This is a genomic window from Pseudomonas pseudonitroreducens (assembly GCF_021603645.1).
Lineage (GTDB): Bacteria > Pseudomonadota > Gammaproteobacteria > Pseudomonadales > Pseudomonadaceae > Pseudomonas > Pseudomonas pseudonitroreducens.
In genome coordinates, this window is record NZ_BQHJ01000001.1 from 859036 (window position 1) to 875454 (window position 16419).

14 protein-coding genes are annotated in these 16419 nt (G+C 65.9%); 7 read left to right on the forward strand and 7 right to left on the reverse strand.

Annotation, left to right across the window (positions count from 1 at the left end; translation table 11 throughout):
* Positions 1-53: 53 nt before the first annotated feature.
* The 7 genes from L6D89_RS03960 to L6D89_RS03990 all read right to left on the reverse strand — a co-directional run bounded on the left by L6D89_RS03960 (position 54) and on the right by L6D89_RS03990 (position 7710).
* Positions 54-485, reverse strand: coding sequence for a hypothetical protein (locus tag L6D89_RS03960; RefSeq protein ID WP_236170617.1), 432 nt, complete (start codon positions 483-485; stop codon positions 54-56).
* A gap of 26 nt (positions 486-511) precedes the next feature.
* Positions 512-1279 carry a COG4705 family protein gene (locus tag L6D89_RS03965; protein WP_236198817.1) on the reverse strand — a complete coding sequence of 256 codons (768 nt, stop codon included), beginning with the start codon at positions 1277-1279 and terminating at the stop codon, positions 512-514.
* A gap of 396 nt (positions 1280-1675) precedes the next feature.
* Positions 1676-2758, reverse strand: coding sequence for an ABC transporter ATP-binding protein (locus tag L6D89_RS03970; RefSeq protein WP_236198818.1), 1083 nt, complete (start codon positions 2756-2758; stop codon positions 1676-1678).
* On the reverse strand, positions 2755-4293 hold the full coding sequence (locus L6D89_RS03975) for an ABC transporter permease (RefSeq protein WP_236198869.1): 1539 nt from the start codon (positions 4291-4293) through the stop codon (positions 2755-2757). Before L6D89_RS03975 ends, L6D89_RS03970 begins: the two co-directional genes overlap by 4 nt.
* A gap of 78 nt (positions 4294-4371) precedes the next feature.
* Positions 4372-5391, reverse strand: coding sequence for an iron ABC transporter substrate-binding protein (locus L6D89_RS03980; protein WP_236198870.1), 1020 nt, complete (start codon positions 5389-5391; stop codon positions 4372-4374).
* Between the two features lie 275 nt (positions 5392-5666).
* Positions 5667-6332: a DUF3313 domain-containing protein gene (locus L6D89_RS03985; RefSeq protein ID WP_236170614.1), complete on the reverse strand. Its 666-nt coding sequence runs from the start codon at positions 6330-6332 to the stop codon at positions 5667-5669.
* A 76-nt stretch (positions 6333-6408) separates the two neighbouring features.
* Positions 6409-7710, reverse strand: a complete 1302-nt coding sequence (locus tag L6D89_RS03990; protein ID WP_236198819.1) for an OmpP1/FadL family transporter — start codon at positions 7708-7710, stop codon at positions 6409-6411.
* Between the two features lie 627 nt (positions 7711-8337).
* Between L6D89_RS03990 and L6D89_RS03995 the strand changes: the two genes are divergently transcribed.
* The 7 genes from L6D89_RS03995 (at position 8338) to L6D89_RS04025 (ending at position 16418) form a co-directional block, all read left to right on the forward strand.
* Positions 8338-9831 (forward strand): arylsulfatase, encoded by a 1494-nt coding sequence (locus L6D89_RS03995; protein ID WP_236198820.1) that lies wholly within the window; start codon positions 8338-8340, stop codon positions 9829-9831.
* Between the two features lie 273 nt (positions 9832-10104).
* Positions 10105-11085 (forward strand): AAA family ATPase, encoded by a 981-nt coding sequence (locus tag L6D89_RS04000; RefSeq protein ID WP_236198821.1) that lies wholly within the window; start codon positions 10105-10107, stop codon positions 11083-11085.
* A gap of 13 nt (positions 11086-11098) precedes the next feature.
* A complete protein-coding gene (locus tag L6D89_RS04005; RefSeq protein ID WP_236198822.1) occupies positions 11099-12040 on the forward strand; it encodes a DUF58 domain-containing protein in 942 nt (313 codons plus the stop codon).
* Positions 12037-12534: a DUF4381 domain-containing protein gene (locus L6D89_RS04010; RefSeq protein ID WP_236198823.1), complete on the forward strand. Its 498-nt coding sequence runs from the start codon at positions 12037-12039 to the stop codon at positions 12532-12534. Before L6D89_RS04005 ends, L6D89_RS04010 begins: the two co-directional genes overlap by 4 nt.
* Positions 12521-13525 carry a VWA domain-containing protein gene (locus L6D89_RS04015; protein WP_236198824.1) on the forward strand — a complete coding sequence of 335 codons (1005 nt, stop codon included), beginning with the start codon at positions 12521-12523 and terminating at the stop codon, positions 13523-13525. Before L6D89_RS04010 ends, L6D89_RS04015 begins: the two co-directional genes overlap by 14 nt.
* Positions 13525-15099, forward strand: coding sequence for a VWA domain-containing protein (locus L6D89_RS04020; RefSeq protein ID WP_236198825.1), 1575 nt, complete (start codon positions 13525-13527; stop codon positions 15097-15099). Before L6D89_RS04015 ends, L6D89_RS04020 begins: the two co-directional genes overlap by 1 nt.
* Positions 15096-16418 carry a BatD family protein gene (locus L6D89_RS04025; protein ID WP_236198826.1) on the forward strand — a complete coding sequence of 441 codons (1323 nt, stop codon included), beginning with the start codon at positions 15096-15098 and terminating at the stop codon, positions 16416-16418. Before L6D89_RS04020 ends, L6D89_RS04025 begins: the two co-directional genes overlap by 4 nt.
* Position 16419 lies beyond the last annotated feature (1 nt).

Consider the following 16419-nt stretch of genomic DNA (forward strand, 5'->3'; position numbering starts at 1 on the left):
GGCCGTGCATCGACCCCGGACGTTTGTCCCGGGAAGGATAGTCTTGTCGAACGTTACGATTGGCGCTGGCCCTGGAGTTTATCGAATACCTTCATCAGGTCGTCCATGGCCGCTTTGCAGTTCGCCTGCTGCGGATTGCTGTCGCGCAGCGCATCCAGCGCCCGGTCGATGGCCTTGTCGAGTGTATGCCAGTCGCTGACGGCGCGAGGTTTGATGCCGGCCTCGGCTTCGTCCCACGCCAGTTCGAGGTCCTTGATGCGCGCCTTGCCTTTTTCCAGCTGGTTCTGCTCGACGAGTGCGCTCACGTCTGCGGCGATGTTGCGGAACTCGGACAGATCGCCAAGCTGGGTAGCCTGGGCGGAGCTGGTCTGCTGGCTGGCGCCGACCTTGGGCTCGTCCGGCTTCGAGCAGCCCGCGGCGAGGCCCAGCAGGGCGATGGCAGAGGCGAGGGCGAGCTTGCAGATGATTTTCTTGAAGTAGGGCATTGGTAAAACCTCGGAAGAAGTCAGCATTACTGAGTGAGACGTTTGCTATTGCCGATGCCGAGCTGGGCTACCGTCACCAGCATCAGGATCACGCAAAGGAAGATGGCGCTGGTCCAGGTGGCGCCCATGCCGAGGCCGCCGTAGGTCTTGGCCTGGGTGAGCAGGTCGCCCAGGGAGGCGCCGAACGGGCGAGTCAGGATGTAGGCGGTCCAGAAGGCCAGGACGACATCCGCGCCGAGCTTCCAGGCCACGAAGGTCGCCGCGATCAGCGCACCGAACAGCACGACGCCGACGGTGAAGCCCATGCTCAGGGCCTCGGTCGCCAGGTCGCCGGCGGCAGTGCCCAGGGCGAAGGTGCACAGCACCGTGGTCCAGTAGAAGATCTCGCGCCGCGGGGTCACGATTTCCTTGATGGAAAGATTCCGCTCGATCGCGTACCAGAAGCCGAAATTGACCGCCAGGAGTACGGAGAACACTGCCGTGCTGACATACAGGCTGACGTTGAGCTCGTCGGTGAGAATGTCGGTCAACTGCGTACCGAGGATGCTCACCACGACGACCGTCAGCCAGTAGATCCAGGGCGTGTAGGCGCGGGTGCGCAATTGCCAGGCCAGTGCAGCCGCGAGCAACAGCGCCATGGCCGCGGTGGTGATGCCCAGGCCGAGCCCTGCATCCACCGCGAGAAAGTCGGCGAACGTCTCTCCCACGGTGGTGGACATGATCTTGATGATCCAGAAGGACAACGTCACTTCCGGGACCTTGTTGAGCCAGTGGCTTGTGCTGGTTGGGTTCATTCGAGGCGTCTCTCCGGCTACGCATCAGTTGGCGTGGAGGAGAGCCTACCGGCCAATACTTAGCTGAGACTGAGGCCGCTCGAAGAGCTGCGGGAGGTCTTCCTGCTCGTTGCAGGGTCAGCTCAAGCGCGGCGTGCAGAGCGATCGGTCGGCCAGGAGCGCGATCCGCGCCGCGCGGATTTCGCGGTGAGCGGCCGCGATCTCTATAGCCTTGGGAATACATGAGCGCAGGGCCGCTTGGCGAGTGATCTGGCGCGCCCACGCCTCCAGGTCGCGCTTGCGCGCGGAAGGTGACGCACGATTGCCGCGCGTTACCCTTGCGGAGCCTGCTGGGCGGTGAAGTAGTCGCCGGTTCGCCACGCTATGTCGGCAACTCGCGCACCCACAGGAAACGAGCTAGGCCGGTGTTGCGAAGAGATGGGCAGTGCCGCTGACGAACAGGTGCACTCGCGTGCCGATAGCAGGGCAATCCATCGCCGGCACTCTGACCGCAATCGTCAGGGCGGCCGGGCTGGCCTGCGCCCCGGCAGATGGCGCTTCGAGCTGGACCATCGCGGTGCACTTGTCGCCGCCGAAGTCGCTGCCGACGACCACGGCGTAGCAGCCGTCCGGGCTGGTCGGGAACATGGCCTGCGGGCTCAGGTGCAGCTGCTCGGGGCGAAGGAGTATCTGCGCGTGTCCATTGGCGGCGTCCGCGCCGGCCCTGACCTTGCCCAGCGGGCATTCTGCCCAGCCGTCGTGAATGCGGGCTGGAAACACCAGGGCGTCACCGAGGAACGCAGCCGTCTCCTCGTCAGTCGGGCGCAGGTACAGCTCTTTCGGTGCCCCGGCCTGGATCAGGCGCCCCTGGCGAATGACCGCCAACTGGTCGCCGAAGGAAAGCGCTTCCTCCTGGTCATGGGTCACCAGGATGGCCGTCACGCCTGCGTCGTTCAGTACCTTCGAAACGGCCTTGCGCATGGTCACGCGCAAGCCACTGTCCAGGGCCGAGAACGGCTCGTCGAGCAGCATCAGTCTGGGGCTCTGGGCGAGCGCCCTGGCCAAGGCAACGCGCTGCTGCTGGCCGCCCGACAGTTCGTGTGGCCAACGTGTCGCCATGGAGGTATTCAGCGAGACCATGTCCAGCAGCTCATGAATGCGTTGCGTGCGGCCCTGCATGCCTTTGGGCAGGCCGAAGCCGATGTTCTCGGCCACTGACAGGTGTGGGAAGAGTGCACCGTCCTGTGGAACGTAGCCGATGACCCGGCGGTGCGCCGGAACGAAGCTCTCGTCATCGGCCAGCGTGGTTTCGCCCAGCGTGATCGTGCCCAGATCGGGCACCTCGAAGCCGGCGATCAGGCGCAGCAGGGTGGTCTTGCCCGAGCCGGAGGGACCGACGATGGCCGCGCGACTTCCTGCCGGTACGGATAAGCTGAAGTTCTCGATCGCTGCATAGGGCCCGAAGAACCGGGAGACGGACTTCAGTTCAAGCGTACTCATCGACCTGCTACTCGCTTGGATTGGTGGTAGAGAATCCCGGTCAGGGGGAGTGAAAGGAGGATCATCAGCAAGGCGTAAGGCGCCGCTGCGGCGTAATCGATCTCGCTGGTTTTTGACCAGAACGCGGTGGCGAGGGTGGAGGTGCCGCTCGGCGAAAGCAGCAAGGTCGCCGTCAGCTCATTGACGATGGCGAGGAACACCAGGGCGACGCCCGCTGCCGCACCTGGCGCGGCAAACCGCAGGGTGACGCCGCAGAGGGCCTGCAGGGGAGTGCGACCCAGGCTGCGGGCGATGTTCTCCAGCTCGACCGGAGCCTGGGCAAGACCGGCTCGCAGGCTCACCAGCGCACGTGGCAGGAACATCAAGACGTAGGCCAGCAGCACGGTGAACAGGGTCTGGTACAGCGGTTGCGCAAAGCGGATCGTCACGCTCACCAGCGCCAGCGCAATGACGATGCCGGGGAGCGCGCTGGCAATGTAGTTGCTGCCTTCGAGCAAGCGCTGGAAGCGGCTCGGTGCGCGCACCGAAATCCAGGCCATTGGCACCGCGGCAATGGTTGTGAGCAGCGCCCCGGCGGCGCCCAGCAGCACCGTCTGGCCAAGGCAGACCAGCAGTTCGCTCGAGCTCCAGACGGCAACGCCACCCGCCCCGAGCCATTTCCCCAGCGTCACCAGCGGGACGCCCAGGGAGGCGGCGGTGAACCCCGCGCACAGCACCAGGACCAGCACCGAGCAGCGCCGCGAAAGTCGGGTCAGCGGCGCAGCGCGTGGGCTGCCGGAGCCGATCCGGGCGTAGCGCGCCGAGCCGCGGGTGGTGGATTCCAGGCTCAGCAGCAGCAGGCAGCCCAGGGCCAATACGCCTGCCAGCAGGTTAGCCGAAGGGCCGCTGAAGGACGACTGGAACTGGTCGAAGATTGCCGTCGTGAATGTGTCGAAGCGGATCAGCGCAAACAGGCCGTACTCGGCCAGCAGGTGCAGGGCGACCAGGAGTGATCCGCCCCAGATCGCCACCCGCAGCTGTGGCAGCACGACTCGCCAGAAAACCCTGGCAGGCGGATTGCCAAGTGACTCGGCGACATCCTCCAGGACCGGATCAAGCCGCCGCAGTGCCGCCGCCGCTGGCAGGTAGATGAACGGTGAATAGGCGATCAGCGAGACCAGCACTGCCGGGAACAATCCGTGAATCGAGGGCGCCAGGCTGATCCACGCATAACTGTGGACGAACGCCGGGATAGCCAGCGGGGCCACCACCAGCAAGGACAGCAGGCGCCTGCCGGGAAGAGTGCTGCGCTCTGTCAGCCAGGCCATCGCGACGCCATGCAACACGCAAAGCGGCACGGTCAACGCAACCAGGATCACCGTGTTGTACAGCAGCTCCGCAACCCGTGGGCGGAACACCAGCTTGGAGATGAGCGGGAGCCCGCCCTGAAAGCCCGCGGCAACCACGAAGAACAGCGGCAGCAAGGCGGCGGCGGAAACCACCAGGGCGGCTCCCAGCACCCAGGGGTGAGCCGATCGCTGGCGCCAGCGTCGCATCAGCCGGGTGGGCTGCCGCAATACCTTGCCGCGGCCGCCATGCAGGCGTGCATCGGGTTCGAATTGTTGTGCCGTCACTTAGAGCAGGCCTGCCTGAATCATCAGGTCCACGACCTTCTGGCTGTCCAGCCTGGATACGTCGATGACGGGGGCGTCCAGCTGGTCCAGCGGGACCAGTTGCGGGTTCGACGGTTCACCTTCACCCACGGCATATTCGAACGAGGTGCCCTCCCGCAAGATGGCTTGCCCCTTCTTCCCGGTAATCCACTTGAGGAATGCCTGGGCTTGCTGAGGATGCTTGCTGGAAGCCAATACGCCGCCGCCCGACAGGCTGATGAAGGCGCCGGGGTCCTGGTTCCTGAAGTAGTGCAATGCCGTGTGGTTACTGTTCTCCCCGGTCCTGGCCTGATCCCCGAAGAAGTAGTAGTGGTAGATCACCCCGGAATCGATCTGGCCGGCGTTGACGGCCTTCAGAACCGCATTGTTGCCGCGATAGTTCCTGGCGCCTGCCTTGAGCGAGTCGAGCCAGTCGAGCGTGGCTTGTTCGCCTTTCAGTTCGAGGAGCGCACCGACGATCGCCTGGAAGTCCGCACCTGCCGCGGACGCGGACCAGCGGCCGATCCATTGCGGCTCGGCCAGCTCCAGCAGCGACTTCGGCAGTTCGGACTCTTTCACCCGGTCCTTGTTGTAGACGAACACAGTCGAGCGGGCCGCGATACCGACCCAGCGACCTTGCGCTGTCCGGAACGGCGCTGCGACCTGGGCAATCGTGCTCGGGTCGACGGGGGCAAAGAGCCCGGCATGATCGACCAGCATCATGGCTGGGGAGTTTTCGGTCAGGAAAACATCGGCAGGGGAGGCTTTGCCCTCCTGGACGATCTGGTTGCCCAGTTCGATGTCGTCACCCTTGCGCAGGGTGACCTTGATTCCGGTATCGCGAGTGAAGCCCTCGCTCCAGGCTTTGGTCAGTGATTCGTGCTGGGCGTCGTAGACTACGATGCCCTCGTCGTCGGATGCCGCGTATGCCGTGCCGATGCCCAGCAACGCCGCAGTTCCGATTGCTATCAGGATCACTAACGAGGCACCGTGCACTTTCATCAATCGCCGCTCCAATGGGTTCTTGTCGACGACGAGCAGGGCCACGCAGTGCCCGGATCGTCGCTCGCGAATGGCGGCGATATTGGCGTTATGGCTGTTAAGAAATTGTCATTCTCATTTGAAGCCTGCGTGATGAAAGCGCTGCCAACGACCCCGGGGCACGCGGTCGAGTGAACGGCGCGAGGGCAACCTGCAGGTTGCTGCGTCCGTCACGCCAATGGCGGCGTTCGAACCTCGGGAGGCCTGGCTCCTGAAGGCGAGCCAGGCTCCGGGCATCACTTGCGCTTGAGTTGCTCGTAGGACTTGACCATGTCCCGCGCCCAGGTATCGAGCAGGGCCTTGGCATCGTTGGCGGACATGACCTGGGAGGAGTTTTCCAGTTCGGTGCCGGCGCCCTTGCGCACCACTTCGGCGACCACCTTGCCGTCGCTGCCGTCGAGGAAGGCCGCTTCGGTGGCGATGCTGGTGTCCTGGTCGCGGATGCCCGTCGCGGTGCTGACGCCAGCGGCGATCAAGGCGATGGGAATCACCTCGTAAGGCTGCAGGCCCTTGGTGGCGGCACTCACGGCGGTGATCGCCGGGCGCACGATCAGCACACCCTGCCCAGGACCGTCAGCCAGCGGCAGGACCTTGGAGAATTGCGTCTTCAGCGTCTGGTCGTAGTACTGGGTGATGCCGCTCAGGGTGCTCTGCGGGATTTTCTCGCTGGGTTGGGGTTGCGGGTAGAGCTGGCTGGGTTCGACATACACGCTGGTGAACTGGCTGACGTCGATACCAGGCTTGATCCAGCGCATCACCGGGGCGCCGGAGGGCGATTTTTCTTCCTTGAGGACGCTGTAGTCCTTGAGGAAGCCGGAGTATTTCTCGGGCTCGACGTACTTGCTTGCGCAGCCGGCGAGGGTGAGGGAAGCCAGGCACAGGGCCAGGATTTTGCTGTGCATCGAGTCGCTCCTTATAGGTACTGCAGGTGTTGGGTCGCGTTCTTCGTCGCGTGAGTGCTGCTTCTGCCGCGGAATATCAGAAGCGCCAGGTCGCACCGCCGCCAAGGATGTGCAGGGCGGCGTTGCGATAGGTACCGGAAAGGGTTTCGCCGGAGCGTGACTTGGTCTGCTCGTCGTCCATGTCGCCGAGCCACACCAGGGTATAGGCCAGGTGCAGGTCGAGCCCTTCGTCAAGCTGGTAGTTCACCCCGGTCGCCAGGCGCCAGGCTTCGCCCATGGGGTTGTCCACGGTGCGGTCCTTGTCGTCCACCGCCGAGCTGTCGTAGCCCAGCCCCATGCTCCAGCGCAGGCGGGGATTGGCCTGGTACTGGGCGCCGAGCGAGGCGTGCCAGGTGTCCTTGTACTGGCGGTCGACGGTGCGGTCGACGCCGCCGGCGTTGGCATCGACCTCCACGCCGATCTGGCCGAAGTCGCTCCAGTCCTGCCAGCCCAGGCTGCCCAGCAGCTTCCATTGCGGGTCGAGCTGGTGGGCGATGCTCAGGGTCGCTGTCTGCGGGATGTTCATGTCCAGCTCGAGGGAGTCGACGTCCAGGCGATTCAGCGCGGCATTGATGATCGGGTTGCTGACCTTGCGTACATCGGGGCTGTCCTTGAACTCCAGCTTGACCTTGCTGGTGTAGGCGAAACCGATCTGCGTACTGTCGCTCAGGTGGTAGAGCAGGCCGAGGTTGACTCCGGTGCCAACGTCGGTGTCCTTGTATTCCAGCTGGCCGTCGGGGCGGTCGCGCAACCCGAGCAGGTTGTTGTTGATCGCCATCTCGGTGCGGTAGTAGCCATAGACGATGCGCGGGCCGATGCCGACCGTGAGCTGGTCGGTGAACTTGTGCGCCAGGGTCGGCTGGAAGGACACACCGATGATCGCCGCCTCCTGGGTGAAATAGCGCCCGGCCCAGTCGTCGTCATAGTCCAGCGCCAGGCCGAAGTTGCCGTACATGCCGAAGCCGATGGCCGAGCGGTCGTCGACCTGGTGGCTGATGAACAGGCTGGAGCCGGGCAGCCATTGCAGGGCATTGCCGCCTTCGTTGCCATCGAACTGATTGTTGCTGTCGCGGGAGAAGCGGATGTCGCCGAGGATCACCTGGGCGTTGGCGTTGATCTGCGTGCCCTTGAGCTCGGCGATGCCGGCCGGGTTGCTCATCAGCACGCTGGGGTCGTTGGCCAATGCCGCGGAGCCGGCGTTGGCGAGGCCGTTGCCTTCCTGCCCGGTTTCGTAGATCAGGATGCCGCCCGCCAGCGCAGGGCTGCTCAGGCAAGCCAGGAAAACTGTCGACAGCAGATAAACAGAAGCAGGCTTGGTTCGTGGGTGATCCGCGTTCATCTGGCGCTCCGAGTGCATGCCGTTACCAACCGCCACGAATGCAGGCCTGTGGCGGCTCAATGCTCCGAATGCTGTCTGGAGTCGACTGCTGCTTCCCCATCGAGAGGGGACTGTGGAATCAGCCTAGATAGCCAAATGCGATGTGCAAGCCGACTTTAGGTTCCGGGTGAAATTAATGCGCAGCGCATGGCCTCTCCGGGTGCATGCCATTTGCTCGGCTACGCCGGGCAGTGCGTAGGCCAGGAGGCGTCTCGCTGACGTGAAATGAAAAAAACCTGACGTGAAAAGCCAAGAAAACAGGTGCGCTTCTTCCGAACACTTGCAGGCAATAACAACGCTGCAGCGGCCGGTGCCGAATGTAGGAGATCGCCATGCGCTTATTGGCTTGCCTGTTCCTTGTCGCGGCAGTCGGGCTTTCCTGTGCCGCCACTCAGGACCATGTGCCGACACCCAGGGCCGATACGGCAGGGCTCGGGGGAATCCCGGCCAGCGTAGGTGACATCTTCAATCGATTCTGAGCGCTGCGCCGAAACCAGCCCAACTCCCTGCAACAAGGCTATAACAACAATGAAATCGGGTTCTCGTCTGGCTCATTGGTGTGGCATCGCCACGCTCATGCTTGCATGCATGTCCTCGCCGACAGCGCTACTGGCTGCTGACAAGCCGAATATCCTGGTCATCTTCGGCGACGACATCGGCATCACCAACATCAGCAAGTACAGCTACGGAATGATGGGCTACAAGACGCCCAACATAGATCGCCTGGCCAACGAGGGCGTGATGTTCACCGACTACTACGGTGAGCAGAGCTGCACCGCCGGACGTGCGGCCTTCATCACCGGCCAGCACCCGGTGCGCACCGGCCTGACCAAGGTCGGAATCCCCGGCTCGCCGATCGGCATCCAGAAAGAGGACCCGACGCTGGCCGAGCTGCTCAAGCCGCTGGGCTACATGACCGGCCAGTTCGGCAAGAACCACCTGGGCGACCGCGACGAGTTCCTTCCCACCAACCACGGCTTCGACGAGTTCTTCGGCAATCTCTACCACCTCAATGCCGAAGAGGGGCCGGAAGACCCTGACTGGACGAAGAACCCGGCCATCGACAAGCTGATCCACCCGCGCGGCGTCATCCACAGCACCGCCGACGGCAAGATCGAGGACCTTGGCGCGCTCAACAGCAAGCGCATGGAAACGATCGACGAAGAATTCCTGCAAGCCTCGAAGAACTTCATCGACAAGGCGGTCAAGGCCGACAAACCCTTCTTCGTCTGGTTCAACTCCAGCCGCATGCACTACTACACGCACATCAGCGACAAGGTGGCGGGCAAGTCCGGGCAGGATTTCTACAACGACGGCATGCTCGAGCACGATGGCCACGTCGGCCAGTTGCTCAAGCAACTCGACGACCTGGGCGTGAGCGAAAACACCATCGTGCTCTACACCACCGACAACGGCGTGCACTTCAACCAGTGGCCGGATGCGGGTATCACGCCGTTCCGCGGCGAGAAGAACACCAACTGGGAGGGTGGTTTCCGGGTGCCGGCCATCGTCCGCTGGCCGAATCACTTCAAGGCCGGTGAGGTGTCCAACGACATCATGTCCGCCCAGGACTGGCTGCCGACGCTGATGGCCGCCGCGGGCGTCAGCGACGTCAAGGAGCAGTTGCTCAAGGGCTACCAGGCCGGGCCGAAGCAGTTCAAGGTCCACCTGGACGGCTACAACTTCCTGCCCTACCTGGAGGGCAGAAGCGAGAAGGGTCCGCGCACCGACTTCTACTATTTCAGCGATGATGGCAAGTTGCTCGGCATGCGCGATGGCGACTGGAAGGTGGTGTTCTCCGAGCAGCGCGCGAAGCGCTTCGACGTGTGGCGCGACCCCTTCGTCGACCTGCGGATTCCCAAGGTCTTCAACCTGCGGCGCGATCCGTTCGAGCGCGCCGACACCGACTCCAACAGCTACAACGTCTGGTGGGACAAGAAGGTGGCAGTGGTGGCCTTGCCGGCGATGATCCGTGTCCAGCAGTTCCTCACCACGTTCAAGGAGTTCCCGCCGCGCCAGCGCCCGGCCACTTTCACCGTGGACCAGATGCTCGAGAAGTTCATGCACTACCAGGAGCAGTGAGCGTTCCCCGGCGCCGCTGCACGTGGCCCGCGCGCATTGCTGCGCGGGCCTCGCACTGCTCGAAGTGGCGATGGCGCAAGCCAGGAACGCCAGGCACGCTGCCGCCAGCGGCTGTGGTTCTGCCGGTTCGCAGTATGGCAACGCGCTTCCATAGCGAAGTGCTGCAAGCGGGCTACTGTTATCCAGCAGGCCGTGGCACGGCAGTGTGTCTGGAGGGCAGCTCCAGTACGCCAGCGGCAAGGACCCCGAACCCACGGTACAAGGATCATCCCCGTGTCCACGCGTGAACAGATTGCTGGCCTGGAGGCTGCCGTATCGGCGCAGGTCCTCGGCCAGGAAGAAACCGTCCGGCACATCCTGCTGGGCCTGCTGGCCAATGGTCACGTCCTGCTGGAGAGTCTGCCCGGCCTGGCCAAGACCCGCACCGTCAAGGCGCTGTCGCGCCACCTCGATGCGCGCATGAGCCGCGTGCAGTTCACCCCCGACCTGCTGCCGTCGGATATCACCGGCGCCGAGATCCTCCAGCAGACCGAGCAGGGCAACCAGCTGAAGTTCCAGCCCGGCCCTCTGTTCGGCAACGTCATCCTCGCCGACGAGATCAACCGCGCGCCGGCCAAGGTCCAGGCGGCGCTGCTCGAGGCCATGGAAGAGCGCCAGATCACCGTGGCCGGGCAGACGCACCGCATGCCGGGGCTGTTCATGGTGCTGGCGACGCAGAACCCCATCGAGCAGGAGGGCACCTACCCGCTGCCCGAAGCGCAGATGGACCGCTTCCTGATGAAGCTGCTGATCGACTACCCCAAGGTCGAGGACGAGTCGCGCGTGCTGCAACTGGTGCGTACCGAGGAACGCCGCCAGCAGTCCGCCGAGGCGCCCGCCGAGCTCACCCCGCTCGCCCAGGAGACGCTGTTCGCCGCACGCCGGGAGGTGGGCGACGTGCACGTCGCCGCCGCCATCGACCGCTACCTGATCGACCTGATCAATGCCACGCGCCGCCCGGCCGATTACGACGCCGACCTGGCCCGCTGGCTGAAGGTCGGTGCCAGTCCGCGTGGCGGCATCAGCCTGGACCGGGTCGCCCGCGCGCACGCCTGGATGGCCGGCAACGACTATGTGACGCCCGACGATGTGTGCGCTGTCGTGCATCCGGTGCTGCGCCATCGCCTGCTGCTGTCCTATGACGCAGTGGCCGATGGCGTCGGCGCCGATCAGGTGATCGACCGGCTGCTCGACAAAGTCGCGATTCCAGCCTGAGGAGAATGCGCCGATGGCGGATCAGCAGCCGGTCGCCGATGGCTTCGTCTACGCCTCGCTGGAGCAGTTGATGTTGCTGGAACATCGCGTTCGCGGCCTGAGCTTTCTGTCGCGGCAGCCGCTGTCCAGCATCCTCTCCGGCAGCCATGCCGCGCGCCTGCGCGGCCGGGGGCTGAGCTTCGACGAACTGCGCCAGTACAACCCCGGCGATGACCTGCGGCACCTCGATTGGCGCGCCTCCCAGCGCTACGGCAAACCGTTCGTGCGCAGCTACACCGAGGAACGCGACCGGCCGACGCTGCTGCTGGTGGACCAGCGCATGAGCATGTATTTCGGCTCCAGGCGCAGCTTCAAGTCGGTGCTGGCCGCGGAGCTTGCCGCCATCGGTGCGTGGATGGCCCTGCAGGCGGGCGACCGGGTTGGCGGGCTGGTGTTCGGCGACCGCCAGATCGACTACATCCGCCCACTGCGCAGTCGCGCCAGGGTCGAGGCGCTGTGCGCGGCCATTGTCCGCCACAACCATGCGCTGCACGCCACGCGCAGCGAAGACGATGCGCCCGGGCAGCTCGACCGGGTGCTGCGGCAATGCCTGGGCCTGGCCGGGCACGACAGCCTGGTGGTGATCATCAGCGACTTTGCCGGCGTGACCGAGCAGACGCTGCAGCTGTTGCGGCAGCTGAGTGCGCATAACGACGTGCTGGCCTTGCAGGTGTTCGATCCGATCGCCTTGCGTCTGCCGGACCGCGGCCGGGTGACCGTCACCCAGGGCCAGCTGCAGGTGGAACTGGAGGTCGGCCGGCGCCAGGTGCGGCGGCCGCTGGGCGAGTTCCTCAGTGGCCGGCTGAAGGACGTGGCGACGCTGCTGCGCCGCAGCCAGGTGCCGCTGATGATGTTCAGCAGCGGGCGCGACAGCCTGGAGCAGTTGCGCGGTGAACTGGGGCGCCTGGCGCGATGAGCGTTCCGCGCATCGACCAGTTGCAGGAGCTCCCGGCCCCCCCTCCGGTGGTCAGCTACTGGCCGCAGACCTGGGCCTGGGCGGTGCTCGCCGCACTGCTCGTGGTCGCCATCGCCGCCTGGGCGCTGTGGCGCTATCGCCGCTGGCGGCGCGAGCGTTATCGACGCGAGGCGCTGGCCCTGCTGGATGATCTCGGCAAGGCCCTGGCGGACCCGGCCCGCAGGCTGCCAGCGCTGCGCCAGCTGCCGGCGCTGGTCAAGCGCGTGGCGCTGTCGATGCCTGCTGGCGACGTCGCGGCGCCGCTGGCCGGCAGCGCCTGGCAGGCCTATCTGCAACGCTGCAGCCCGCTACCGTTGCCGGCGGGGCTGGATCAGCGCCTGGCGCTGCTGGCCTACGCGCCGGACGCCCGGCTCCAGCAGTTGCCCGAGCAGGAGGTACAGGCCTTGCTGGTGGCCTGCCGGAAATGGGTCGAGGTGCATCATGTGGCAGCTTGACTACCCCTGGGTGTTGCTCCTGCTGCCCTTGCCGTGGCTCGCCTGGCGCTACCTGCCGGCCTACCGCGAATCGCGCAGCGCCCTGCGGGTGCCGTTCTTCGCCGCCATGAGCCGCGCCGCTGGCCAGGATGCCAGCCGCGGCGGCGCCGGAGGGCGCTGGCAACTGCCGCTCAACCTGCTGGTCTGGGGGCTGCTGCTCATCGCTTGTGCGCGCCCGGTGCTGGTGGAGAAGCCCATCGAGCGCGCGCAGCCGATCCGCGACCTGATGCTGGCCATCGATATCTCGCAGTCAATGGAAACCAACGATTACCGCGACGCCAATGGCCAGCGGGTGGACCGCCTGAGCATCGTCAAGGACGTGGTGCGCGAGTTCATCGGCGAGCGCAAGGACGACCGCATCGGCCTGATCGTCTTCGGCACCGCGGCCTTCGCCCAGGCGCCGCCGACGCTGGATCATGCCAGCCTGCTGCTCCTGCTGGATGAAGTCGGCATCGGCATGGCCGGGCCGAACACTGCCCTGGGCGATGCCATCGGCCTGACCCTCAAGCTGCTCAAGGACGCGCCGGAGCAGGAAAAGCTGCTGATCCTGCTCACCGACGGCAACGACACCGCCAGCGCCATCACGCCCAGCCACGCCGCGAGCATGGCCCGCGAGCGCGGGGTGGTGGTGCACACCATCGGTATTGGCGACCCCGAGGCCAGTGGCGAATCGAAGGTGGACCTGAATACCTTGCAGGAAATCGCCCGGACCACCGGTGGGCGTTACTTCCGCGCCGATGACCGCGAGGCGCTGAAAGCCGTGTACGCCACCCTGGACCAGATCACCCCGCATCAGGTCAAGACCCTCAGCCACCAGCCCAAGCGCGACCTGTTCTGGCTGCCGCTGGGGGCTGCGCTGCTGTTGCTGCTGGCCGCCCATGGGCTGGCGGTCATTGCCACGCGCCTGGCCGCGCCGCGCGCTACCCGCGCGAGCCGGGAAGTGGAGGGCTGATGGACATTGACCTCAGCGCCTTCCATCTGCTGCGGCCATTCTGGCTGCTGCTCCTGCTGCCGGGCGTGCTGCTGCCTCTGCTGTGGAGTCGACGGCATGATCTGGCGCGGCTGCTCGACGGCATCATTGCGCCGCATCTGCTGCAGCACCTGGTGATCACCCCCGCCGAGCGTCAGCGCGTGCGCCCGGTGCACCTGCTGGGCGCCGTGCTGGCGATCGGCGGCGTGGCCGCTTCCGGGCCGACCTGGGAGCAGGATCGCCCGGCCTTCCTGGAGAACCGTGCGCCGCTGATCCTCGCCCTGGACCTGTCGCCCTCCATGGCTGCCAGCGATGTCCCGCCATCGCGCAGCGAGGCGGCCAGGCACAAGCTGCAGGACCTGATCGCGCGCCGGCCGGGCAGCCCGACGGCGCTCATCGCCTATGCCGGCAGCGCGCACCTGGTGCTGCCAGCGACCCGCGATGCCGCGCTGCTCGACAGCTTCCTGCAGGCGCTGGCGCCCGGCCTGATCCAGCGCAGCGGCAAGGACGCGCTGGGCGCCATCGAGATCGCCAAGCGCCTGCTGGCTGCCGAGCATTCGCCGGGCACCCTGGTGTTGCTGACCGATGGCGCCGACAAACAGCAGTTCGACGCCATCGACAAGGCCCTGCGCGGCAGTGATCTGCAAGTGCTGGTGCTGGCGGTGGGCAGCCAGGACGGCGGCTTGCTCGACGGTGGCCAGCAGGACGCCGCCGGCCGCCCCCTGCTGGCCAGCTTTGACGCGGACGGCCTGAAGGGCCTCGCGGATGCGGCGGATGCCCCACTGGGCAGCCTGACCCTCAACGACGATGACCTGGACTGGATCGAACTGCATGCCCAGCAACACTTCCAGGCCGCCCAGGGGGATGAGCGGCAGCTGCATTGGAAGGATGCTGGCTATTGGCTGTGCTGGCCGTTGCTGCTGCTGGCGCTGGTGAGTGTGCGCAAGGGCTGGAAGGTGCACTGGATGAGTGTGCTGCTGCTGGCTGCCGGGCTGAGCGGTATGCCGCAACCGGCGCGCGCCGGGGTGTTGGCCGAGGCCTTCGTCACGGCGGACCAGCAGGGGCGCTGGGCTTTCGAGCACGGCGATTATCCGCAGGCGGCTGCGCATTTCCGTGATCCCTTCTGGAAGGGACTGGCGGCTTATCGCGCGGCAGATTATCCGCTTGCCCTGAGCAGTTTCGCCCGGCTGGATTCGGCCCAGGCCTACTTCTACCTGGGCAATACCTATGTGCGCCTGTCGAAGTTCGATCAGGCCATCGACGCGTATCGTCAGGCGCTGCAACGCCAGGCGGAGTTTCCTGCCGCTACCGCCAACCTCGCGCTGGCCCAGGCCCTGCAGAAGGACCGCGAAGACCAGCATGAGGCCGGGCCGCCCGACGAAAAACCCGACCAGGAAGTGTTCGACAACACTGCCGGCAAGGGCCGGAGCGTACCCCGCGCACGCGCCAAGGCCGACTCGGACGAGCAGTGGCTGAACAACCTGAGTACCTCGCCAGCACAGTTCCTGCGCCGCAAGTTCCTGCTGCAGGACGCGGCGGTGGGGGCCGGGTCATGAGGCGCGCGCTGCTCCTGTTGCTGTTGTGCTGGCCCTGGCTGGGCGTCGCCGCCGAGCCGGAGGTAAAGGTGCGTAGCCAACTGCTGCCGGGTGATTCGGTGCTGGTCGGCGGCACGCTCACGCTGCAGGTCGATCTGCTGGTGGACACCTGGTTCGCCCAGCCGCCGCAACTGCCTGCGCTGAAGATCGCCGGCGCGGTGGTCTCCGAGCCGAGCAGCGAGGCGACCCATCTCAACGAGAAGATTGCCGGAAAGCCGTTCTTCGGCCTGCGCTACGGCTACCAGATCACCCCGCAGAATGCCGGGCAGTTCACGCTGCCTGCGCTGGTTATCCAGGTGCAGCCAGGGCAGGGCAGTGGTCCGCTGCAGGTCACCAGCCAGCCGCTGCACTTCACCGCCAGAGCCCCCGCGGGGGCCGCGAGTGAAGGCGGTCAGCGCCTGGTCGCCAGCCAGGTACGGATCACCCAGGAACTCAAGGCTTCCCACCAGCCACTGCGGGTCGGCGACAGCGTGACGCGCACCCTTCACATCACGGCTGAGGGCGCCCAGGCCATGCTTATCCCCGCGCCGGACTTCGCCACGCTGCAGGGGCTGCGGCGCTATGTGCAGTCGCCGACGGTGCAGGCGTTGAGCGACGGCCGTGGCGGCAGCAGCGGCGGTGAGCGCATGGACGCGGTGACCTATGTGATCGACCGGGCCGGGGATTTCCAATTGCCGGCCATCGAGTTGCACTGGTGGGCAGCGGAGAGCGGCGAGCAGCGCTCGGTCACGGCTCCTGCGCTGGGGTTCGCGGCCCAGGCCGCGGCGGCATACCAGGCCCCGTTCTCCATCAGCGACGATCTGCGCGAACTCGGGCGCCGAGCCCAGCTGCGCCTCGCCGGTCACTGGTTGCTGCTGGCTGGCGCAGCGGCGCTGTTGGCGGCGTTGGGTTATGCGCTGCATCGGTGGGGAGCGCCGCTGCGGGCCCTGCTGCTGGCCGCCGCCGAACGCCGGCGCGAGGCCTGGCGCGAGTCACCCGGGCATGCCTGGCGCCAGGTTCGCCGCCAGCTCAAAGCGCAGCCGCCGCAACTGGGTGCGCTCTACCTGTGGCTGCGCCGGTCAACCGATTGTCGCCAAATAAGCAGCGCAGTGGCTGATCGCGCCAGCCAGTCCGGCAATCCTTTGCTAGCGTTTCTCAGGGCCCGCTATGCGCGGGCTGACGCGCGCTCGGTCACGGCGTCCGCTGAACTGCTCCAGGCGTTGCCGCAACTTCATCGAGAGATTGGCCGGGGCAGGCAGAAGAGTCTGCCGGCCCATGCCCTCAAACCCTTGAACCCGTGAT

What these genes read in the sequence shown, in the direction of transcription:
- L6D89_RS03960 (WP_236170617.1), bottom strand. Translation starts at nt 485, where the DNA reads ATGCCCTACTTCAAGAAAATCATCTGCAAGCTCGCCCTCGCCTCTGCC.
- L6D89_RS03965 (WP_236198817.1), bottom strand. Translation starts at nt 1,279, where the DNA reads ATGAACCCAACCAGCACAAGCCACTGGCTCAACAAGGTCCCGGAAGTG.
- L6D89_RS03970 (WP_236198818.1), bottom strand. Translation starts at nt 2,758, where the DNA reads ATGAGTACGCTTGAACTGAAGTCCGTCTCCCGGTTCTTCGGGCCCTAT.
- L6D89_RS03975 (WP_236198869.1), bottom strand. Translation starts at nt 4,293, where the DNA reads ATGCGACGCTGGCGCCAGCGATCGGCTCACCCCTGGGTGCTGGGAGCC.
- L6D89_RS03980 (WP_236198870.1), bottom strand. Translation starts at nt 5,391, where the DNA reads ATGAAAGTGCACGGTGCCTCGTTAGTGATCCTGATAGCAATCGGAACT.
- L6D89_RS03985 (WP_236170614.1), bottom strand. Translation starts at nt 6,332, where the DNA reads ATGCACAGCAAAATCCTGGCCCTGTGCCTGGCTTCCCTCACCCTCGCC.
- L6D89_RS03990 (WP_236198819.1), bottom strand. Translation starts at nt 7,710, where the DNA reads ATGAACGCGGATCACCCACGAACCAAGCCTGCTTCTGTTTATCTGCTG.
- L6D89_RS03995 (WP_236198820.1), top strand. Translation starts at nt 8,338, where the DNA reads ATGTCCTCGCCGACAGCGCTACTGGCTGCTGACAAGCCGAATATCCTG.
- L6D89_RS04005 (WP_236198822.1), top strand. Translation starts at nt 11,099, where the DNA reads ATGGCGGATCAGCAGCCGGTCGCCGATGGCTTCGTCTACGCCTCGCTG.
- L6D89_RS04010 (WP_236198823.1), top strand. Translation starts at nt 12,037, where the DNA reads ATGAGCGTTCCGCGCATCGACCAGTTGCAGGAGCTCCCGGCCCCCCCT.
- L6D89_RS04015 (WP_236198824.1), top strand. Translation starts at nt 12,521, where the DNA reads ATGTGGCAGCTTGACTACCCCTGGGTGTTGCTCCTGCTGCCCTTGCCG.
- L6D89_RS04020 (WP_236198825.1), top strand. Translation starts at nt 13,525, where the DNA reads ATGGACATTGACCTCAGCGCCTTCCATCTGCTGCGGCCATTCTGGCTG.
- L6D89_RS04025 (WP_236198826.1), top strand. Translation starts at nt 15,096, where the DNA reads ATGAGGCGCGCGCTGCTCCTGTTGCTGTTGTGCTGGCCCTGGCTGGGC.